This is a genomic window from Phocaeicola barnesiae DSM 18169 = JCM 13652 (assembly GCF_000374585.1).
In the GTDB taxonomy this organism is placed as follows: domain Bacteria; phylum Bacteroidota; class Bacteroidia; order Bacteroidales; family Bacteroidaceae; genus Phocaeicola; species Phocaeicola barnesiae.
In genome coordinates, this window is the sequence record NZ_KB894646.1 from 136,873 (window position 1) to 157,956 (window position 21,084).

16 protein-coding genes are annotated in these 21,084 nt (G+C 50.8%); 2 read left to right on the plus strand and 14 right to left on the minus strand.

What is annotated here, in order from left to right; genetic code table 11:
- Positions 1–114 precede the first annotated feature (114 nt).
- Positions 115–816, plus strand: coding sequence for a Crp/Fnr family transcriptional regulator (locus C510_RS0105575; RefSeq protein ID WP_025892575.1), 702 nt, complete (start codon positions 115–117; stop codon positions 814–816).
- A gap of 122 nt (positions 817–938) precedes the next feature.
- Here C510_RS0105575 and C510_RS0105580 read toward each other — a convergent pair whose 3' ends face one another.
- The 6 genes from C510_RS0105580 to tilS form a co-directional block, all read right to left on the minus strand.
- The gene (locus C510_RS0105580) at positions 939–2,042 is read right to left on the minus strand and encodes a TlpA disulfide reductase family protein (RefSeq protein ID WP_018710352.1); all 1,104 of its coding nucleotides are present in this window, start codon (positions 2,040–2,042) and stop codon (positions 939–941) included.
- A 43-nt stretch (positions 2,043–2,085) separates the two neighbouring features.
- Positions 2,086–2,793, minus strand: a complete 708-nt coding sequence (locus C510_RS0105585; RefSeq protein ID WP_018710353.1) for an AbgT family transporter — start codon at positions 2,791–2,793, stop codon at positions 2,086–2,088.
- Positions 2,783–3,505, minus strand: coding sequence for a DUF5932 domain-containing protein (locus tag C510_RS0105590; RefSeq protein ID WP_018710354.1), 723 nt, complete (start codon positions 3,503–3,505; stop codon positions 2,783–2,785). The genes C510_RS0105585 and C510_RS0105590 overlap by 11 nt, the downstream gene beginning before the upstream one ends.
- A gap of 7 nt (positions 3,506–3,512) precedes the next feature.
- Positions 3,513–7,949, minus strand: coding sequence for a DUF5112 domain-containing protein (locus C510_RS0105595; protein WP_025892573.1), 4,437 nt, complete (start codon positions 7,947–7,949; stop codon positions 3,513–3,515).
- Positions 7,950–8,044: 95 nt separating this feature from the next.
- The gene (locus C510_RS0105600; protein ID WP_018710357.1) at positions 8,045–8,221 is read right to left on the minus strand and encodes a histone H1-like protein Hc1; all 177 of its coding nucleotides are present in this window, start codon (positions 8,219–8,221) and stop codon (positions 8,045–8,047) included.
- Between the two features lie 137 nt (positions 8,222–8,358).
- Positions 8,359–9,642, minus strand: a complete 1,284-nt coding sequence (tilS, locus tag C510_RS0105605) for a tRNA lysidine(34) synthetase TilS (protein WP_018710358.1) — start codon at positions 9,640–9,642, stop codon at positions 8,359–8,361.
- Between the two features lie 239 nt (positions 9,643–9,881).
- Here tilS and C510_RS0105610 point away from each other — a divergent pair, with 239 nt between their 5' ends.
- Positions 9,882–10,931, plus strand: coding sequence for a mannose-1-phosphate guanylyltransferase (locus C510_RS0105610; RefSeq protein ID WP_018710359.1), 1,050 nt, complete (start codon positions 9,882–9,884; stop codon positions 10,929–10,931).
- 82 nt (positions 10,932–11,013) lie between these two features.
- On the opposite strand, the gene C510_RS0105615 is transcribed toward C510_RS0105610, so the two are convergent.
- From C510_RS0105615 to pulA, 8 genes are all read right to left on the minus strand, one after another.
- Positions 11,014–11,430, minus strand: a complete 417-nt coding sequence (locus C510_RS0105615) for an ACT domain-containing protein (protein WP_025892572.1) — start codon at positions 11,428–11,430, stop codon at positions 11,014–11,016.
- A 16-nt stretch (positions 11,431–11,446) separates the two neighbouring features.
- A complete protein-coding gene (locus C510_RS0105620; protein WP_018710361.1) occupies positions 11,447–12,748 on the minus strand; it encodes a phenylacetate--CoA ligase family protein in 1,302 nt (433 codons plus the stop codon).
- 38 nt (positions 12,749–12,786) lie between these two features.
- Positions 12,787–14,106: an aminotransferase class I/II-fold pyridoxal phosphate-dependent enzyme gene (locus C510_RS0105625; RefSeq protein ID WP_018710362.1), complete on the minus strand. Its 1,320-nt coding sequence runs from the start codon at positions 14,104–14,106 to the stop codon at positions 12,787–12,789.
- Positions 14,107–14,118: 12 nt separating this feature from the next.
- On the minus strand, positions 14,119–14,703 hold the full coding sequence (locus C510_RS0105630; RefSeq protein WP_018710363.1) for an indolepyruvate oxidoreductase subunit beta: 585 nt from the start codon (positions 14,701–14,703) through the stop codon (positions 14,119–14,121).
- Positions 14,704–14,705: 2 nt separating this feature from the next.
- Positions 14,706–16,307 (minus strand): thiamine pyrophosphate-dependent enzyme, encoded by a 1,602-nt coding sequence (locus C510_RS0105635; protein WP_018710364.1) that lies wholly within the window; start codon positions 16,305–16,307, stop codon positions 14,706–14,708.
- 22 nt (positions 16,308–16,329) lie between these two features.
- Positions 16,330–17,094, minus strand: coding sequence for an amidohydrolase (locus tag C510_RS0105640; RefSeq protein WP_018710365.1), 765 nt, complete (start codon positions 17,092–17,094; stop codon positions 16,330–16,332).
- A 509-nt stretch (positions 17,095–17,603) separates the two neighbouring features.
- Entirely contained in the window at positions 17,604–19,055 is a 1,452-nt protein-coding gene (locus C510_RS0105645) for an ATP-binding cassette domain-containing protein (protein ID WP_018710366.1), read from the minus strand.
- Positions 19,056–19,079: 24 nt separating this feature from the next.
- A complete protein-coding gene (pulA, locus tag C510_RS0105650) occupies positions 19,080–21,077 on the minus strand; it encodes a type I pullulanase (protein ID WP_018710367.1) in 1,998 nt (665 codons plus the stop codon).
- Between the last annotated feature and the right edge of the window lie 7 nt (positions 21,078–21,084).

Consider the following 21,084-nt stretch of genomic DNA (forward strand, 5'->3'; position numbering starts at 1 on the left):
GGACAAATATATAATAAAAAAGCTATTAGGATGATATTTTTTAAACCTTAAAACCACTATTTCGATTTTTTATTTTACCTTTGTGCTATATAACACGGTTTTGTAACATTGCAAATGATGAAGAAGGAACTAACAGAACTCGAGATTGCCGAAAGCATCCCCGATTTGTGGCAACCACTGACACAGGAGCAGAAAGAAATCCTGGCAAAAGATTTTACCATACAAAAATACAAGAAAAACGAAAACATCTATTGCGAAGGGGAAACGCCCACTTACCTCATGTGCCTGCTGAGCGGAAAAGTAAAGATTTACAAAGACGGGGTGGGAGGACGTAGCCAGATTATCCGTGTCATCAAAAGCCATGAATACTTTGCCTATCGGGCCTATTTTGCAGAGGAGAATTATGTAACAGCCGCCGCTGCATTCGAGCCTTGTACCATCTGTCTGATTCCGATGCCGACGATTGTCAAACTGATTCAGGAGAACCCTGAATTGTCCATGTTTTTTATCAGACAACTCTCCAAAGACCTGGGTATCTCCGATGAACGGACCGTAAGCCTGACCCAGAAACACATCCGTGGACGTCTGGCAGAGTCACTCCTCTTCCTGAAAGACACGTACGGTGTGGAAGAAGACCAATGTACACTGAGTATCTATCTCTCCCGCGAAGACTTGGCCAACCTGTCGAACATGACCACATCGAACGCCATCCGTACCCTGTCCAATTTTGCGGCAGAAAAACTCATCATTATCGACGGACGCAAAATCAAACTGATAGAAGAAGAGAAATTGAAAAGAATCAGCAAAATCGGATAAACCAAGAATATCCTGAAAACGGATTCATTACAGGTTCCAGAGATTTTCCATACTTCATAAAAAGAAGCCGCATTTACACTCCTGCGGGGAGTAAAATACGGCTTCTCCATTTTTTGTAAGGATTATTTCATGAGTTCACCCAACTTCTTCATCAGTGCCGCTCCTCTCAGGTTGCGTGCAATGATGGTTCCCTGCTGGTCAACCAGCACCGTTGCCGGAATGGCACGTACGCCATACAACGAAGCTCCTTCACACTGCCATCCTTTCAAATCGGACATCTGCGGCCAGGTTATATTCAAATCCTTGATGGCCTGTTTCCAGCTATCGGCATTATTGTCCAATGACACACCTACCACTCCGAAACCTTTATTCTTATACTTATCGTAGGCTTCTACCACCGTCGGCATTTCACGCTTACAAGGTCCGCACCAGCTGGCCCAGAAGTCAATCAGGGTGTATGTATTTTTTGATATAAAATCAGAGAGTTTGACAGGTTTTCCCTCCGGAGAGTTCATCGTAAAGTCGATGTACTTTTCGCCTTCGGATGTCTTTACGGCCGTATCTACATATTCTTTCAAGGATACGATTTCAGGATCGTTGCTATAAGCGGCAGGAATACGCTCGAACAACGGCTGAACCTTCTTCACATCGAACGACGGACCGAAAGAAGAAAGCAGGTATACACCGGCAGGTTTGTCTATATTGGCCGATACCAGTTCGAATACCTTGGCAAGTCCTTCTTCCTGCTTCTGGTCGAGTGCCAGTTCCACGGAATCCTGTTGAGCCTCAGTCAAGGTAGAATCCTGCTGGCTCTTCTCGTAAGCCTCGTTCAACTCCTTGGAGATAGCGGCAAACGTGTCCGAGAACTGCTGGAGGATGTCATTGTTGGGAGTTCCAGACACCTTGCTGTTTTCCGGGTCCAAAGTCACCTTGATAACTCCGTCTTCCACAAAGAGCATGGTAGACATACGGTTGTCTCCCTTCATGTAAGTAACAAAACGGCTTGTCACCAGTGAATCCGGAGTTCCTTTGAATTCAAACGTTCCGTTCTTCACAACGGCTGAATCCAGCTTCACCATGTTGGTGCCGTCGAAATTCTGCAGGTAAATGGTGTCACCGTCGGCAGCACCTACCGCCGTACCCTGGATTGTAAAACCAGCTTGCTGTTGTTGGCAAGCAGCCAGTGCCATCAGACCGGCAGCTGCCCAAAAAATACTTTTTTTCATTTCAATTTGCATTTATCATTTGATAGTTCAACATATAAACCGCTCATAAAGTTCTGTGCGGCCTGCCATACCATAAAGGGAACAGACAACAGACGTAATAGATTCCTTTCCAGATGGAGGCCGGCAAAGCCAAAAACAGGTACAGGCCTGAATGCTGGAATACCGCAAAGAACTGGATGACAAAGAACAAGGTCACGAAATACTCCGGAAGGATGCGGAACAGCCCCGACATGCCCCGTACGACATCCGCATCGTTCCGGTAGAAATCGGTCACGAAACCGTATACGGCTCCCATCAGGCCCAGCCCTAAGGATACCACGTAGCAGATACCGTCCGACAACGGAGAATCTGCCAGGGTCCCCGTAGCACTCCGAACCACATTGAGCGGCCCGAAAGCCAGGAATAGCCATAGCAACAGATACACTCCTCCTGTTGTCCAGGACAGGAACAGCCCCCGGCGTTCTTTCCTGGAAAGCTTCCGTTCATGTTTCCAGTATTGCCGGCATGACTCCAGCAGGCCGGAGTTTACCCAGAGTCCGCCGCCCAGAAAAAGCAGGAGCACCGCTCCCACCAGAGACGACCGCGTAAAACAATCGCCCGCATACCGGAGCATCCAGCGCAGGCCTTCCGCGCTCAGCAGATTCTGCACCTGTTCCCAAGCAAAGATACTCCCCACCCACGATACACAGACCACCAGCAGGGTGAGCAGAAAGAATACCGTAGCCGGATGTATGAATCGCCTAGTCTTCATCCGGTTCCAGGTTATCGATGTCCAGGATACGGAGCTCGAAAGCACGTGTCACCAGGCGGCAAGCATTCACCCCTACCCGTTCGTCCGAGCGGAACAACCTGTTTATCAAATCGTTCTGCCGTTTCTCGATGGATTTCACTCCGAAAGGCATCGCCTTCAGGTTGGTGATCATTTCCTTTGTATATCCCAAGGCCAGATGACGAAGCAAGCGTTCATCGTACTCATCGATATCGTAATTGATGAAAGCCTCCTGCCTCCTCTGTTCGGCCATCACCGTCTGCTTGAAACGCTCTACAATCTTCTCCAGGATCGGATAATTGAAGACCAGCTTCTTGCCGTCCATAACGGCCTGTACATCGGTCGCCGTCAGGAGTTCACCGGTTTTCAGGATGATTCCGTCCGCTCCAGCATCCAGCGCATCCACCCAAAGCTTCTCGTTCAATACCTCACCGGTAAAAATCAACACTTTCAGTTCGGGACGTTCGCGGTGCAGGCGGGCACAGATGTCTACCCCGATGGTGGTAGAGCCCCCCAGACCTAAATCCAACAACACCAAATCAGGGGTCTGCTGCTTCAGCAATTCCCAGAATTCGGCCTCGGTCATAGCGGTACCTATCACCTCTGCATTCGGAATTTCATGGCGGAAAATCTCTTCCGTACCCTTCAACTCCAACTTCACATCCTCTACAATAATTACTTTAAACTTTTCCATACATTTTTCATTTGATTACCCGGTAAGGGATGGTGAACCATACCATGAACCCTTGCCCATCAGGCACAGATTCGGCATTGATACGGCATCCTCTCAGCCCGGCAAACTCGTCGTGGTCACGGATGATCTGCTTGCATACCAAATATTCAGTACCGGTCAGTCCCCCACCCGGACTTCCCTGTTGCATCCGGTTCTTATCCGGATAAAACAGCTCGTTCAGCTCCGACCGCGTAAAATTACGACGAGAATCAATAAAATCAAAACGAACGAACGCTTCTGTCCGATAAATTTTCAATATTAACTTTCCTTCCCGGGGAAAACGCATGGCCTCATCCAGCAGATTTTCCAGAAGGAAAGCCAGCAAGACCTTGTCGCCCGACACCCATAACGGTTCAGCCTCGACCTCCAGCGTCAAACGGAAAGACTGTTTCCGGTTCATCCGTTGCAAATAACGCAAAGCCTGGGCCGAAAGCTCTTCTACACTGACATCCGAACGCCGGAAGGTGATTCCTTCCAATTGCCGCGACGCGCACGAAGTCAACAAGGTAAATACCTCCTTGTAATATTCCACCAGCTCCGACATGGCCTCCAGCTGTTCCTGCTCCTCCCGACCGGCCAGATTCTCCTGCGTCAGGCGGTCCACAATCTGCTTGATGCGATTCGGATAATAAATGGTTTCATGCTTGATGGTAGACAAGCAATTATCAAGCACCATATTCTGTACATGCAACTGATTCTCCTCAAACGAAGTCCTCCGTGCATCATCCTGAGCCAGCTCGATGTCATGGAATTTACCCTGCACGGTCACCAACGTATGATAAAGTACACTACCCAAATAACCGGACATCAATTGTACCAGCAACTGGTCCTCCTCCTGATTATAGGGCCGGGAAGTCTGTAAAGCCAACAACCCGATGCAATGCTTCTCACCTCCCGCCTCGTTCCACAAAGGCAAAAAGCACCAGCCGGCATCGGTGGACCAGAATACCTGCTCCTTCTCGAAGGCACGTTTCATCCGTTCCTCCAGCTCCTCGTCTGTGACTTCCTGGTAATAAGCCGTTTCGAAGGCCTTCCATTCTTCGTTATAGACCATCAAAGCCAAATTGGTGAGGGGTATCAACTCGTTGAGTTCATTGAACACCCCGTTCACAAGGATGTGGGGAATGCTCGACACCGGTTCTTTCTCCGCTTCGGCCGACGCAAGGAAGAGGGCATTGTTGACCGCAAAGACCTGCTCCATGTTGTACCGGTAACGCAACTGTTTCCGGATATATAACAAGTAATAGGCAACTATTCCCCCAAGTACCAGCAACAGGAAAATGGCCAACGCTATCAGCTTGTTGTTGGCCGACTGCTGCATCTGCTTGCAATAATAATCCAGCGAATTGTCCTCACTCAACAGCTTGTAGAGGGTGGTATAGGCAGCATTGTTATAACGGTAACGGCGGAAATCCTTGACCGCCAGGCTGGCTACCGCCGCTTCGTTGCGTACATCCAGCAAGATGTAATAATCCGTATCGAATCCGTTGGCCAACCAGGTCAGTTCGGCGGCCTGTCCCGCTCCATACAGACGCGCCAGAGGTCCTTCACTATCCGCATATTGCTGATAATGTTTGTTCATGTAATAAAGTACGCTATCCGCCAAAGTCAATGCGGTGGTATAATCACCATTCACGTTGTTGTCATATACCCGGTTGGCATAGTCGTTGGCAATCGCCAACAGGCTATCGTAGGAAGCTACGGCAGAGGGAACAGGCAACGTGTCCTGACCGGAGTCTGCCATCCGCGACGTGGAAGCGTGCTGAGAACATCCTCCCATTTGCATACCGCACACAAGGATACCCATCCATATTCCCAGACGCCGGAGCCCTTTCGGCAAACGGAAGAAAAAGCGGCTTCCCTTTCCCGGAGCACTCTCTATCCGGAACGTACAGACCTGGAACAATGCGTTCGTTTTCCGGTATTTTTCAATGATTCCCTTACAATTCATCAGACCGAAGCCGTTTCCTTTCTGCTTTTGCAGGGATTGTGTGTCGATAGCTGTATCCATCCCTATCTGTTTGGAATCGTACACCTTTTCCCCTAGAATGCGGTTGACATCCGTTTCGGAAAGCCCCGGTCCATTATCGGTTACGGCTATCTCCACATAGGTTTCCGTTTCCTCTGCAGAGAGTTCGATACGTCCCCCTGCGGGAGTATATTTACGGGCATTTTCGGCAAGGGTATTGATCATGAACAACGTCAACGCCTTGTCGGCCTTCACTACCGCCGTAGTCTGAGGGACCACGAACGTCTGACGCTTCAACTCGAACGAGCGTCTGCCTTTGGCCAAGGTCTGGAAAAGTTCATTCAGCTCGAAACTTTCGATATTCAGGCTGACCGTACCCTGCCGCATCTTAATCCATAGCGCCAGGATATCATTGTATTCATTGATGCGGGTGATGAGTTCGTCGATATATTGCAGTTTCCCTGCTTTCAGGGAATAATGGGCGGAAGGCAAGGTCCGCAACTTGTTCACCTCATTCACGACCCGGTCTATGTACGGCAAGATACCGGTCACCAAAGCCAGGCATGTCTTCTTCACCTCATTCTCGCATTTGTTCTCCACCAAATGCTTCTCATGCACATACTGCTCCTTCTCCACCCTGCGCCGCTCATCGTCCAAGGAGACCAGATTCTGCCCGTTCTCGAGCGTCCAGGCCAGATAAGGCACCAGCAGTCTGACGAGTACCTTTTCTTCCTTTCGAAGGGGTGTCAGCGGATGGAGCCACAAGGTACCCACCGGGTCCTGTTTTCCGGGAGATACCAATGCGTAATTGACCACCTGTTCCGATTTAGTCCAATCGGGACGCGCTTCGGCATCATCGCCGGCAACCTCTATCCAAAGTTCGCCGGAACGGAAAATGGCAAGCAGGTCCTCCTGCACCGTCCGGCACACGGCTTCCTTGATTTCCTCCATCCCCGATGCCTGGGGAGGGACCGAAGACGTAATCTTCCGGCAGACCTCCAGCACCCTCTTCAACTCGTTTACGTATTGGGTATTCCGGGTTCTCCAGTAACGGTTCAGGAAGACAAAAACCAGTACCAACAGGATGAAACTGATTCCCACCAGCAACAACAAGCCGTTCAATTGGCTCGATTCCGACTCCAGCATCCCGTAACGGCTTTCCAGTTCCTTGTCCTGACGGGTATAATCCAGAATATCCAGGTAAATGTTCCGGTTGAAATCCGATTCCACCTTACGGTCCATAGCCGCATACGTCCGGCTCAGCTGCTCCCGCAAGCGGGCAATCCATTCCGGTACGGTCTTGATACCTTCATCATTAATCCAGGTCAGCTCGGTAGACCGTTCCTGACCGGGCACAAAAGTAAACAACCGGTCGAGGGTATCTTCGCAATGGTAATATTTTTCATGGTGACGGTTGACATACCCCAAGGCCTCGGCCAGGTTCCGCAAGGCCTTTTCCGGTTCACCCATGGAATTATAGTAACTGGCCATGGTACGATAGGTCCCCGAAATCTGGTACCAGTCTCCGTAGCGCTTGAACAAGCGCAAAGCTTCACGGGCGAAACGCAAAGGCAAAGAATCCAGCGGAACATCATTCGGGTTGACCAGTCGCATCAAACCTTCGCGCTCCCTGGAAAGCAACTCCCGATTCGAACGGAACAGCAACAGCTCGGCCATCGCCTGCAATGCATTTGCCTCGAAATAGATATACCCCTGCGCATGACTGGCCTGCAGGCATTCCACCAGGCAACTGAACTCCCCCTTTGTTATTTCGGCAGCCGTCGCTCCACGGTACATGCCACCGGACCCCTTCATGTACAGATAATAAAGCCATTGCGCCGAATCGGCCTTGATCCAATCCGGCGAAACGGCCTCTATGGAAGCCAATGATTCATCTTCCTGCTGCAAATAATAATAATAGATGCCTGAAACGATATAGAACTCCGACAGGGCATAATCCATCCGCTTTCTGACGGCATCATTCTCCAGAGAAATCTGGTCCTCCCGTATCCGTCTGATCCGCCGCAATGCGCTGTTCCGGTAATCATAGAACTCCTTGTTCATCGATGTACGCTGGCAGATTTTCATCAGCCCGATATCGGCTATCAGACTTTCCACTTCGTTGTTGCTGGCCGATAAAGCTTTCCGGTACAAGCGGATGGCCTGTTCGAAATCCATACGCATAAAGGCACAGAAAGCCATGTTGTTCAAGGCTTCTGCCCGTACGGATGGCGAAGCGGCAGAATATTCATACGCCTGCCCGGCAGCCCGTGCGGCCCTGGGCAAATCCTTATAACGCAACGCGTAGGAAACCTGATTCAACGAATCGGCCGTATGCAACAAAGATTGCCTCTGACCAGCAGAAGTACAAGAAACCACCATTGACGCACACACAAGGCCCGCGCCAATCCATCCGACATATCGTTTCCGGTCCATACGCTTGTTTACCTATTTACATGCGAAAGAGATTGTATCATTCCTTATGGAAGAAAGATACAACCTCTTTCAATTACATTCAAAAGTAGAAACAATTATTTCTTGGAATCTTCCAAAGATACTTTTCTGAATTCTTTCAAGGCTTTTTCAAGTTCAAGAGATGCCTTGCGAGCACGAGTACCTGCAGCTTTGTTTCCTTTTTCAGCCTGCATTCCAGCATCAACTATAAAAGCTGCGCTGAGTTCCTTAATTTTAGCAATCAGTTCATTCATTCTACCATCAATATTAAAATGTTAAATCACTCAAAGTAAATATAAATCGCTCAATTATATATACTTTCATCCGTATTTTTTATGTTTTTTAATGTATGGAGTGCCTTTTCCTTACTTCTCCGGCCCTTTTGAGTACATTACACGTGTTTTTCGACCGAAAGTACAAGAACATTTCGGGTTTGTTCCGTCACCCTGAAGCGGTGGTCGGTACGTTCGTTCACCAGCCAGACGATGGTATCGCCTGCGGTCACCACATACTGCTCTTCTTTCTCGAAACGGGTGAATTTCCGGTCGCGCAGGTAATCACGTACCCGTTTGAAATGCTTCATGCCATAGGGGATGAAACGGTCGCCCGATTGCCATTTACGGAGCGATAGCTGCGCCGTAACCTTATCGGCATCCAAATAAGCCTTATCCGGTACGTGCGGGACGCTGAAAGGCCCTTCCACCGGGAAACGTTCCGTTACCAGCCGGTAATGAATGTCTGCCGCTTCCTTAGGCGAAAGAATCAGCAGTTCACGGTCACGCAACAATCTCCATTCCGCCGTCTGATACCATCGTCCGCAAGGACCGTTCAACCCTTGAAAAATATCTTTCAACTGGCTGGCATTGAATCCGAACGGATGAAGCCACTCGTAAAGCAACGCCTGTGGCGAGACTTCCTGCAACAAGGCCCCGATAGCCATCTGCCTGCCGTCTTTCAGGACACGCTTCAGACCTTCATCGATTCCCTTCCGATAAACGGCCTCGACTTGCGTCAACCGTTCTGACGTTTCCAAAAGGGACTCTACAAACGAAGGATTGATTTCCTGAAACTTCGGAAAGATGTTCAAGCGAATCTTGTTCCGCATGTATTCATCCTGCAGATTCGTACTGTCGGTGACGTATGCCTGTTTCAACTCAGCCAGGTACCGACGTATCTCGTCGCGGTCGACTCCCAGCAACGGCCGGACAACGGTTCCGTTGACAGGGGAGATTCCTTTCAATCCACGGATACCTGTTCCGCGCAACAAATTCAGAATCAGGGTTTCTGCGCTATCATTCCGATGGTGAGCTACTGCTATGACATCGCACCCCATGCGGCAACGCATTTCTTCAAACCAGGCGTAACGTAACTCACGGGCAGCCATTTCGATGGATATCCGATGCGTATTCGCATAACCTTCCGTATCGAAATGCCTGACCTCCAGATTCACCTGCCGTTCCCGGCACAGAGCCCTCACAAATTCTTCGTCACGGTCGGACTCATCGTTTCGCAGACAGAAATTACAATGTACAGCCTGACACGAAAATCCCAACTCCAGCAGGACACGCAGCAAAGCCACCGAATCCGCGCCTCCACTCAAGGCCACCAGCACTTTATCCGCAGGCTGGAAAAGCTGCTTCTCCGTTATGTATTGATATACTTTCTCTTTAAACATACAAGCGTTCGAACATAGATTCCACCAAACACGACTACAGCACAAAGATACAGAGTTACCGGCATATATTCACGGGATACGTCTACAAAAAACAGCCTGGGAAAAATCCTTTTCCTCCGGGAATGGAAAAAACGACCGATTCCTTGGCAATCCGCAGAAATAACATTAGCTTTGCATAATAAGCTGAATTTTGGCTAAAAAACTACAACAGAAATAGAAACTTATCATAGGTATATAATATGGCAGATAATCACCTCGTCATCATGGCAGGAGGAATCGGCAGTCGTTTCTGGCCAATGAGTACCCCTGCATATCCCAAACAGTTCATCGACATTATGGGTTGTGGTAGAACCCTCATCCAACTGACCGCAGATCGTTTCAGCGGTATCTGCCCGATGGAAAACCGTTGGGTAGTGACCTCTCAAAAATATACTTCCATCGTAAAAGAACAGTTACCCGAGATTCCGGAACAGAACATCCTGTCGGAACCGGAAGCCCGGAATACGGCTCCCTGCATCGCGTATGCCTGTTGGAAAATCAAGCAACGTCATCCTGAGGCAAACATCGTAGTCGCTCCTTCGGACGCTTTTGTTCTTGATGTCGAAGAATTCAGACGTTGCATCAAAGTGGCATTGGACTTTACCCAAACGGGAACAGCCATCGTCACACTCGGCATGAAACCGAACCGGCCTGAAACAGGATACGGATACATTTGTTCAGGAGAAAAATTGCCCGACCAGGAAATCCACCAGGTAGAATCATTCCGTGAAAAGCCTGACCTGGAAACCGCCAAGAAATACCTGGCCGCAGGAAACTACCTGTGGAATGCAGGAATCTTTGTATGGAATGTACATACGATTACAGCAGCCATCCGCCAATATGCGCCACAAATCGCCGGAGTAATGGATGAGTTGTCCCCCAGTCTGTATACCGACCGGGAAGCCGAAGAGCTGAAACGTCTTTTCCCAACCTGCGACAAGATTTCGATTGACTATGCCGTCATGGAAAAGGCTTCCAACATCTATGTACTTCCTGCCGAATTCGGTTGGAGCGACCTGGGCACCTGGGGCTCACTGCATACTCATCTGCAACAGGATACGGATGGAAATGCCCAGGTAGGACAGGACGTGAAGTTTTTTGATTGCAAGAACTGCGTTGTACATACCAGCGAAGAGCGTAAAGTAGTCCTGCAGGGGCTGGACGGCTATATCGTAGCAGAAAAAGACGGATACCTGCTGATTTGCCGGCTGGAAGAAGAGCAACGCATCAAGGAATTCTCACAAGACTGATTCAGCCGATACAACGAAAGCGTCCTGGAAGAAACTGTTACCCAGCCATTCTTCCAGGACGCTTCGTTTATCTTACAGGAACTTACAGGTTATTACCTGTCAGCACATCGCATTGATCGGTCTTCAGCACCTCCAGGCAAGCCTGCAGGTCGGTCGGACGAATCACCACGTTGGCCTTGTCGCCTTGTGCAAACGCATACATGTATTCGATGAATACCTGATGCTCGGCCAGGTGCTCGAGGATAACCGCCAACGAACCGGCTACATTGGGACAACTGATGCAGATTACATCGGTCTGTACCACCGAGAAGTTTGCCGCACGCAGCACTTCCACCGCCCGTTCCACATCCGAAACAATCAACCGCAGGATACCGAAGTCAGTCGTTTCGGCCATGCTGAACGCATGCATGTTGATGCCCGCTTTTCCCAAGGCTTTGGTTACATCGTTTATTCTTCCGCTCTTGTTCTCGAGGAACACAGAAATCTGTTTGATAGTCATGGTAACCTCCATTTCTTTATTTAAGTTTCCGATTATCGATTACATGTTTGCCTTTTCCTTCACTACGTGGAATAGAGTTCGGCTCCATCAGCTTGACATTGGCACTGATGGACAGAACGCTCTTCAGCCGGTCGGCCAACTTCTTCTTCAGGCCCAACAGGATACCCATTTCGTCGGAATACAATTCCTTACGCAGCTCGACCTGGATTTCGAGGGTATCGAGGGTACCCTGACGGTCGACTACCAGCATGTATTGCGGCTCGAATTCCTTCATCTCGAGGATGACACTTTCCACCTGTGACGGGAAGACGTTGATACCGCGGATAATCAGCATATCGTCCGAACGTCCGATGATGCGGGTCATACGCACGCTGGTACGGCCACAATCACAAGGCTCGGCTATCAACGAAGTCAAATCCTTGGTACGGTAACGCAACAACGGCATACCGGTCTTGGTCAAGGTAGTGAATACCAATTCTCCCGTTTCACCGTAAGGAAGTACCTCACCGGTATCCGGATTGATGATTTCCGGATAGAAATGGTCTTCGCAGATGTGAGAACCGCACTTGCATTCACATTCGTAGGATACGCCCGGTCCGGAGATTTCACTCAAGCCATAAATATTGTAAGCCTGAAGCCCCAGTTTCGATTCGATTTCCTTACGCATGTTCTCGGTCCAAGGTTCGGCACCGAAGGCACCGACACGCAGGTGAAGGTCTGCTTTCGTCATGCCGTATTTATCCATGGCCTCAGCCAGGTAAAGCGCATACGACGGTGTACAGGCCAAGCCTGTCACCTTCAGGTCACGAAGCAGGTGCAGGTGCTTTTCCGTATTTCCGGTAGAAGTCGGAATTACCGTCGCTCCCAGGTGTTCCACCCCGTAATGAAGTCCCAGACCACCGGTAAACAGACCGTATCCGTAACCTACCGAAAAGACATCGTCACGGGTAACGCCGTAAGCCGCCAGACAACGGGCGGTAGCTTCTTTCCAGATGTCCAGGTCCCGGCGGGTATAACCGACGACCGTAGGATTACCGGTAGTGCCCGAAGAAGCATGCACACGGACAATCTCCTGCAACGAAGCGGCCTGAAGGCCGTACGGATAATTGTCGCGCAGATCCTGCTTGGTCGTGAACGGCAGTTTGACGATATCGTCTATTGTCTGTATATCATCCGGAGTAATGTCCAACTCCTGAAGCTTGTTCCGGTAGAACGGGGTGTTGTGGTACACCAGGTCTACCAACTTATGCAGTCTCTTGCCTTGAAGTTCTCTCATCTCTTCGCGGCTCATGCATTCTTTACTCTTGTTCCAAATCATAAGTGTGTGTTTTGTCTATGTATTAAAATTCAGGTTATTCAATCAAGCGGATGGTCCATGCGGAAAGCCTTCATCCGTTCTTCCATGACCGGATAAAGTTCTTCACGCATCCGCGAAGTGCAGGCACGTACGCCCTGCTGTTCACTTCCGGTAGTTCCCAACGCAATGCTGCTCACCCCATAATAGAGCAGTTCCTTCAGCAACTGTCCGCTGGAAAGCTTGCCATACCCCAATGTAAAGAAGAATCCGTCGCCTACCGGCTGGGTCACATCGTAATCATAGACGATGTGGAAGCCATTGTCTGTAAAGATTTTCTTCATGCGTTCGGCACGCCGGGCATACTCCCGGGTATCTGCCACGAAATCGATACGGCCTTCTACCGCCGCATCGAGCATGGCGGCATAGGCATACTGTGTGGATGCCGTACATCCCGACGTAATCATATACAGGATTGACGCGATGAGGGTCTGTCCGAAGATACCCGAGTCGCCATAACGTTCGGCCAAAGCCGGATAATAGGTATTGAACAGCCTGTCGGAAATGCAGATGACCGCCATCCGTTGTCCGGCATAGCTGAATATCTTGGAAGAGGACAACATCAGCACATAATTGTCGGTATACTTGGCTACGGTAGGCGGATAAGGAGGCTCGTACGGCTTACCCATATCCCGGCGGAAGTCCATACAGAAGTAAGCCATGTCCTCCATCACTACCGCATCGTAACGGGTAGCCAGTTCACCGATAATCTTCAGCTCGGAATCCTCCAGACAGATCCAGGCCGGATTGTTCGGATTGGAATAGACAATGGCGGCAATGTCGCCCTTGCTGAGGTATTCCTCCATCTTCGCCCGTAGAGCTTCACCACGATAATGGTAGATATCGAACCACTCCCATTTCACACCGATGATGCGCAACTGCGATTTCTGGATAGGGAATCCGGGGTCGATGAACAGTACCTTATCCTTGCCCGGTATGCGCTGCGTACAGGCGATAAAAGCGCCGAACGAAGACGCTACCGACCCGGTAGTCGGTACACAGGCAGCCGGAGAAATATCAATGTCTACAAACGCCTTCACAAAGCGGGAAGCAGCCGCCTTCAGTTCTGCCACACCGGCAGCGGCAGGGTATTGAGACCCCACTCCCCTGTCGAGTGCAGCTTTCTCTGCTTCGATACCGATACGGTTGGCCGGCAGACCGGGAGACCCCTGGTCCATGCGGATGAACGGAACGCCTGTCAGCTCTTCCAGACGGGAAGCTACCAGCAGCACCTCGCCGATGGTAGCCTGTTCCAAGTTGGCCACCTTCAGCTCGTCTACGACCTGAGCGACCAACTCTTCACTGAATACTTGATGTTTCATACGTCTTCCTCCCTATCCTTGTTTGTCGGCAGCCGCATAACCGATGTCGAACGCTTTCTTGTTCATTTCCACAACAGCCTCGCCCTTCGAACCGAATACCCTGCCGATACTTTCGCGCAGTTCTTCTACCGACAGGATTCCCAAGAAACGGGAAGCCGCTCCCAGCAGGATGACATTGGCTGCTTTCGGCATGTTGTGTTCGTGTGCCAGTGCGTCCACGTCCACCAGAATGACATGCGGAAGTGCCTTCAGTTCGTCAATCAGTGCCTGCTCTTCGGGATAATTCGGAATATTCTTGAACGGAGCCGATGAAGTGATAATCCATCCTTCCTTGTTCAGGTAAGGCAGGTAACGGAGAGCTTCCATGGGCTCAAGCGACAAAATCATGTCTGCCGTACCCAACGCAATCAAGTCGGAAGCAATCTCCCCGTCGGAGAGGCGTAAGTTGGACTGCACATCGCCTCCGCGCTGACTCATTCCGTGTACTTCGGCCTGTTTCAGCTTCAGGCCGGATTTTGTAGCAGCCTCCCCGATAATCGTGGCGATAGAGAGGATGCCTTGTCCTCCCACGCCCGAAAGTATAATATCTGTTTTCATGATTACTGATTCTTTCTTTGTTGTTTCAACTTACGATTGAGGGTCTGGATGCATTCCCGACGCGGAATGATGACGGACACCCCGTTATACTCGATTTCCTCGCGGATGGTGCGGGTAATCTCTTCCATGTTCTTCGGAAGCGGTACCACCACCCGTACATGTTCCGGTTCCACACCCAATCCGAGGCAGATGGCTTCGAACTTGTTGGTTCCGGCCGAATCCTGTCCGCCGGTCATGGCCGTAGTCAGATTATCCGAAATAACGACGGTGATATTGGCACGGTCGTTGACCGCATCGAGCAGACCGGTCATACCGGAATGGGTAAAGGTAGAGTCGCCGATAACCGCAATGGCCGGGAAAAGACCTGCATCGGCAGCTCCCTTGGCCATGGTAATGGATGCACCCATATCCACACAGCTGTCAATAGCCCGGAACGGAGGCAATGCGCCCAACGTATAACAACCGATGTCGGCAAAGACACGGGCATTGGGGTATTCCTTCACCACCTCGTTCAAGGCCGTATAGACATCGCGGTGACCGCAACCCTGACAAAGTGCAGGCGGACGCGGAACCAGGTTCTTCGGAGTCTCGAAATAGCGCTTTGAGGCTTTCCCCATGGCAGCCGCTACACTATCGGGAGTCAGTTCGCCGGTACGGGGCAAATCGCCGGTCAGACGTCCTTTCACGACATAACCTGCACCCAGCATGGCCGGTACCTGCTCTTCCACAAAAGGTTGTCCGTCTTCTACCACCAGGATTTCCGTACTGCAAGCCGCCAGTTCCTGTATCTTGTCTTTCGGCAACGGATATTGTGACACCTTCAGGACATGATACCCTCCGGCACCTTCCTCGGCTTCCTTCACGTAGTTGTATCCGATACCACAGGCGATGATACCCAATTTCTTTTCAGGACCGTCCTGTTCCAGACGGGTATAGGCCGAAGCCAACTGTTGGAGCGCCGACTGCTTCTCGACCAGAGCCGCATACTGACGACGGGCATTCGCCGGCAACAAGACCCATGAAGACGGGTCCTTGGCAAAAGGCAAAGCCTGCAACTCCTGCGCCGTGTCCGCTACCTCGACCGCAGCCCGTGAATGCGCCATACGGGTAGTCACCCGGAGCAATACCGGCAACTTCTCCCGTTCGGAAAGTTCGAATCCGTAAGCCATCATCTGATAAGCCTCCTGCTGGGAAGAAGGTTCCAGTATCGGCATCAGCGAGAACTTACCGTAGAATCGTGAGTCCTGCTCGTTCTGCGATGAGTGCATCGACGGGTCGTCGGCAACAATGACTATCAGACCGCCGTTCACGCCGGTAATGGCCGAATTGACAAACGCGTCGGCCGCTACGTTCAGTCCCACATGTTTCATGCAGACAATGGCCCGGCATCCGGCATACGACATACCCAATGCGGCTTCCATGGCTGTTTTCTCGTTGGTACACCAGCTGGAATGGATTCCGCGCTCGGCGGTCAGTGGTGATTTCTGTATAAATTCCGTTATCTCCGTACTCGGCGTTCCAGGATAGGCATACACCCCTTTGATACCGGCGTGCAGCGCGCCCAAGGCAATCGCTTCGTCTCCTAATAAAAGTTTCTTATTCATGGTTATTCAGTTGTTTTTCATTTCACATAAGTTCAAAGGCATCAGCATCGTCCAATACCGGGAATTTCTGACGGAAACGCTCCAGCTCCTCCATGTCGATGTCAGCGGTCACTTCGCCTTCTTCCCCATCCTTACAGGCTCCCAAAGTATGGCCATAGGGATCAATCAGGGCAGTACCACCCGAGTACTGGCAGGAAGGGTCCTCACCCACCCGGTTGACACCGGCCACATAGCACTGGTTCTCGAGGGCGCGGGCACGAAGCAAGGCACTCCAGACCTCTACACGGGGCGTAGGCCAGCTGGCCACGTATATGACCATATCATAATCCTTGCGGTTACGAGACCATACCGGGAAACGCAGGTCATAACAAATCTGCAACAGGATACGTACCCCCTGATAGGTGACGATGACCCGTTCCTTCCCTGCCGTAAACGTCTTGTGTTCGCCTCCATAGGTGAACAGATGGTGTTTGTCGTAGGAACAATACGTTCCGTCAGGATAGACGAAATAAAAGCGGTTGTAGAATTTTCCGTCTTCTTTGATGGAGACACTTCCAGCCAACGCACATCCCCGTGCACTGGCTATCCGCTGCATCCACGCCAAAGAACCTTCACTGACATTCTCTTCGGCAATCCCCTCAGGGTCTGTGCAAAATCCGGTAGAGAACATTTCCGGGAATATATATAAATCAGCCGGTGGAAGTTCGGACAGACGTTGTTCCAATCGTTGCCGGTTGGCTTCGGGATTGGCCCAACAGATATCTCTTTGCAATAAGGTCGTTTTCATAGCATTTTATTCATAGTGTTTCTATATGAGCGACAAATATAGCAAAATAACAGAAGAAGCAAGAAGAAACCTAACAATTTATTCCGCCAAGGAAGAAACAAACGGAACTTTCAGGTCACTCCGACCTCCATTCCACGGAGGACACGATTGGCTCACGAACTTCTAACAGACTATCCGACAAACATTTATCCCCGTTAAGACCGGGTTATGTCCAGAAAACGAGTGTTTCGGAGGAACAGGGAAAAAGAGTAACGGGAATCCGCCGATTCCGGCAACAGAAGACCTCGAAGGTCATTTATCGCTCAAAAAATCGGATAAGCGATTTATTTTCTTTCTTTTACCTAGGTTTTTTCAGATTTTCTACTTACCTTTGTGATTGGAACAAAAGACCAGACTAGACGTCTAAAGCATGTCTGCATGCTAGGTCCCGATAAATCCCCATTAACCTCGGGACAAGTACCTGCCCACCTACCTACCCCGGGCAGGTACTTTTTTTTACGTAGCCTCCATCATCCGTGTCTTTGCAGGTAAAGCTGATGGTCGATGACATCGGGCAACTCTTCCTTATAATGAGTAACCATAATCAAGGTCTTGTTCTTCCGCTGACAGAAGGCTTCGATGACATCCTTCACCAACCGGCGGTTGTGCATATCCAGCCCATGCAGCGGTTCGTCCAGAATCAGCAGTTCGGGGTCCTTCACGAAGGCACGTGCCAACAGTACCAGCCGTTGCTCACCGCTGGAAAGTTGCAGGAAACTGCGGTCCTTCAAATCGGCAATCCCGAAAATATCCATCCACCATTCACAGATGGCCACATCCTTTTCCTGCTTCTTCCGGTACAGACCGATGGAATCATACAGACCGCTGGCAACAATATCGATGGCAGGCAGGTTCTTCAGATAGGCACGGTGCATTTCCGGGCTGACATAACCGATGTGTTTCTTGATTTCCCAAATGCTCTCTCCGCTTCCCCGTCTACGGTCGAAGAGCGTAATGTCACAGGCATAACTCTGGGGGTTATCGGCACAGACCAGACTCAGCAACGTTGATTTCCCGGAACCGTTATCTCCGCTCAGAGCCCACTTCTCTCCGCAACGGACCGTCCAGTCCAGATCCTTCAGGATGGTGCGTTCTCCATAACGGATGCTGACCTTATTCAGTTTCACGACCTGGTCGGCATGATACAGGTGGTCGCTATAAGGCAGGTCCAGAATCCGCCGGTATTTCTCCTCCGGCAACAAGTGGGCAGGTACTTGCTCCTGCTGATTCAAGTATTCCTGTAACGTGATTTTCGGATAACAGGTACGGTGTGCCACCGGAACCACGTGCGTGATGAAGGTAGGGATATCGTCCGTCTTCGAAAGTACCAGAATCACCTGCAACGGTGTAACTTCCGTCAGCCGGCGCAACAGTTGATGCAGCAAATCGCGGGTCTTGGCATCCAGCCCGATGAAAGGATTGTCCATAATCAGTACGCGCGGTCCGGACAGCAAGGTCTTTGTCAGCTGGAATTTACGGAGTTCTCCGCTGGACAGCAGGATGATGTGCTTGTCCAGCATCTGCTCAATACCGAACAAGTCGTACAAGGTCTGTTTCAAAGTCTCGTCCGTACAGGCAGGTAGCAGGTTGCGTACGATAGGAGTCTCTTCCAGGTCCTGTGAGTTCCACCGCTGCTGGTAATAATAGTTGCCGTCCGAATCGCCATAAGAATCGCGGAAGGTAATATACTTGATGTTATCGCAGACCAGTCTGGATGCTGAGGGCGAAAAATCATAAGCCACTTCGTTGAGGAGCAAGGGATAGCGGCCGATCAACGTATCGACCAGCAGGCTTTTCCCTGCCCCGTTGTCACCTACAATAGCTATATGTTCTCCGACAGCAATCTTCAGGTTAATCGGCTCGTTCAGCCGGTAAAGCGGATGACGGGTCACGCCATTCTCTACAGAAATAATGTATTGCATGATGTATATGTTGTTTAGTTGTCTTTACTGATGTATGATAAGCGCCGAACGGGGAGAAACAACCGCCTGGTTACCCACCAGGTTGCCCAGCCCCAACACCAGGTCAATCTTTCCGTCACGGGCAGCTATCCAGTATTTCCCATTGGGGATATCCACTGTCACGGGTTCGGTACGCGGATTCAGGATGACAATCGTATTCAGCCATGAATCGCCGTTCGGACGTCCCTTCAGGCAGAAGGCCACCACATTATCAGCAGGCGTATGCAGGAATTCCAGGTGTGCACGGATTTTCTCGGCATCTCCCAGACGGAAAGCCGGATGTGCCTTCCGCAACGCAATCAGCCCTTTCACGTAATCGAACACATCACGATGCTGGTTCTTCAGTTGCCAGTTGATGGCATTGATGCTGTCCGGGCTGTTGTAGGAATTGGACACCCCTTTCTTATCGCGCATGAACTCATCGCCGGCAAAGAGGAAAGGTACCCCCTGTGAAGTGAATACAGCCGTCTCGGCCAACTTCATCAGTGCCCCCAGCTCCTGAGGCGAAGCGCCCGGTAGGGTTTTCTTGAGCCGGTCGGTGATGCAGAGGTCATCGTGGCAACTCACATAACTGATCATCTGGGTGGGTTGCTCTGCCCAGGGATGAATATACTGGTTACTGGCATTCGAAGTCAGCTGAGGATGACGGACAGCCCCCACCAGGCCGAACTTCACTCCTCCCTCATAACCGAACTTACCGATAACAAAACCGCCTCTGGATTCATGTTTCCAGTTTCCACGGAGGCTGTCGCGGAACTCGTCGCTGAACACGGCAATACCCGGCATGCGCGATACATTGGCCTTCATCGCCAGCTGTTCTTTCGGCAGTTGCGGTTCTTGCGCCGCCCAACCTTCGCCATAAATGAAGATGGTAGGGTCTATCTTGCTCAAGGCGGTACGTATCTGGTTCATGGTCTCGATGTCATGCAGCCCCATCAGGTCGAAACGGAAACCGTCGATGTGATATTCCTGGGCCCAATAACAGACCGACTCCACCATGTAACGCCGCATCATCGGACGTTCGCTGGCGGTCTCGTTTCCGCAACCGGAACCGTTCGCGAAATTCCCGTCCGCATCGTGGCGGTAAAAATACCCCGGCACCGTACGTTCGAAATTGCTTCCATGTGTCTGGGCCGTATGGTTGAACACCACGTCCATAATCACCCGGATGCCGGCTTTGTGCAAAGCCATGACCATCTGCTTGAATTCCCGGATACGGACTTCGGGAATAAACGGGTCTGTCGCATACGAGCCCTCGGGTACCTGATAGTTCTTCGGGTCATACCCCCAGTTATACTGCGGCTTGTCAGGTTTCGATTCATCCACCGACGAAAAATCGAACGAAGGGAGCAGATGTACATGGGTGATGCCCAGCTCCTTCAGATGGCTGATACCGGTCTTGTCCCCCCAATAGGTATGGGTACTGTCTTCTGTCAGTGCCAGATACTTTCCCCGGTGCCGGATACCCGAAACCGTATCGATGGAGAAATCGCGGTGGTGCAACTCATAAATCACGATGTCGGAGAAATGATTCAATACCGGACGCCGGTCGTTTGCCCACCCTTCGGGATCGGTTGTCCGCAAATCCAGAATGGCTGCCCGGTTACCGTTCACTCCTACCGCCCGTGCCATCAGTCCCGGTGTATCTCCCTGCCATACCTCATCAACCTTGGCATTGAAAGCATAGAATTTTCCTTTCAGGTCTTCGGCTACCCGGGCATTCCACATCCCGTCTTCAGCAGGCTCCATCGGTATCATGCGGTACATGGAACCCTCGCTGCCATGCTCATACAGCATGACCCGCACTTCGCTGGCAGTCGGTGCCCACAGAGAGAACCGTGTCTCTGCCGGCGTATAGACCATTTCTTCCCACGGTCCGCTATAAACCGGATACTCGTCAAAACTGCTGTATCCGCTTTGGTGACCGGAGGTACAGCCCAACAAGGCTATGATAGACATAAACAGGAATATTTTGAGACGCATAATTTCT

Coding starts and splice junctions, on each gene's coding strand:
- C510_RS0105575 (WP_025892575.1), top strand. CDS start 115: ATGATGAAGAAGGAACTAACAGAACTCGAGATTGCCGAAAGCATCCCC.
- C510_RS0105580 (WP_018710352.1), bottom strand. CDS start 2,042: ATGAAAAAAAGTATTTTTTGGGCAGCTGCCGGTCTGATGGCACTGGCT.
- C510_RS0105585 (WP_018710353.1), bottom strand. CDS start 2,793: ATGAAGACTAGGCGATTCATACATCCGGCTACGGTATTCTTTCTGCTC.
- C510_RS0105590 (WP_018710354.1), bottom strand. CDS start 3,505: ATGGAAAAGTTTAAAGTAATTATTGTAGAGGATGTGAAGTTGGAGTTG.
- C510_RS0105595 (WP_025892573.1), bottom strand. CDS start 7,949: ATGGACCGGAAACGATATGTCGGATGGATTGGCGCGGGCCTTGTGTGT.
- C510_RS0105600 (WP_018710357.1), bottom strand. CDS start 8,221: ATGAATGAACTGATTGCTAAAATTAAGGAACTCAGCGCAGCTTTTATA.
- tilS (WP_018710358.1), bottom strand. CDS start 9,642: ATGTTTAAAGAGAAAGTATATCAATACATAACGGAGAAGCAGCTTTTC.
- C510_RS0105610 (WP_018710359.1), top strand. CDS start 9,882: ATGGCAGATAATCACCTCGTCATCATGGCAGGAGGAATCGGCAGTCGT.
- C510_RS0105615 (WP_025892572.1), bottom strand. CDS start 11,430: ATGACTATCAAACAGATTTCTGTGTTCCTCGAGAACAAGAGCGGAAGA.
- C510_RS0105620 (WP_018710361.1), bottom strand. CDS start 12,748: ATGATTTGGAACAAGAGTAAAGAATGCATGAGCCGCGAAGAGATGAGA.
- C510_RS0105625 (WP_018710362.1), bottom strand. CDS start 14,106: ATGAAACATCAAGTATTCAGTGAAGAGTTGGTCGCTCAGGTCGTAGAC.
- C510_RS0105630 (WP_018710363.1), bottom strand. CDS start 14,703: ATGAAAACAGATATTATACTTTCGGGCGTGGGAGGACAAGGCATCCTC.
- C510_RS0105635 (WP_018710364.1), bottom strand. CDS start 16,307: ATGAATAAGAAACTTTTATTAGGAGACGAAGCGATTGCCTTGGGCGCG.
- C510_RS0105640 (WP_018710365.1), bottom strand. CDS start 17,094: ATGAAAACGACCTTATTGCAAAGAGATATCTGTTGGGCCAATCCCGAA.
- C510_RS0105645 (WP_018710366.1), bottom strand. CDS start 19,055: ATGCAATACATTATTTCTGTAGAGAATGGCGTGACCCGTCATCCGCTT.
- pulA (WP_018710367.1), bottom strand. CDS start 21,077: ATGCGTCTCAAAATATTCCTGTTTATGTCTATCATAGCCTTGTTGGGC.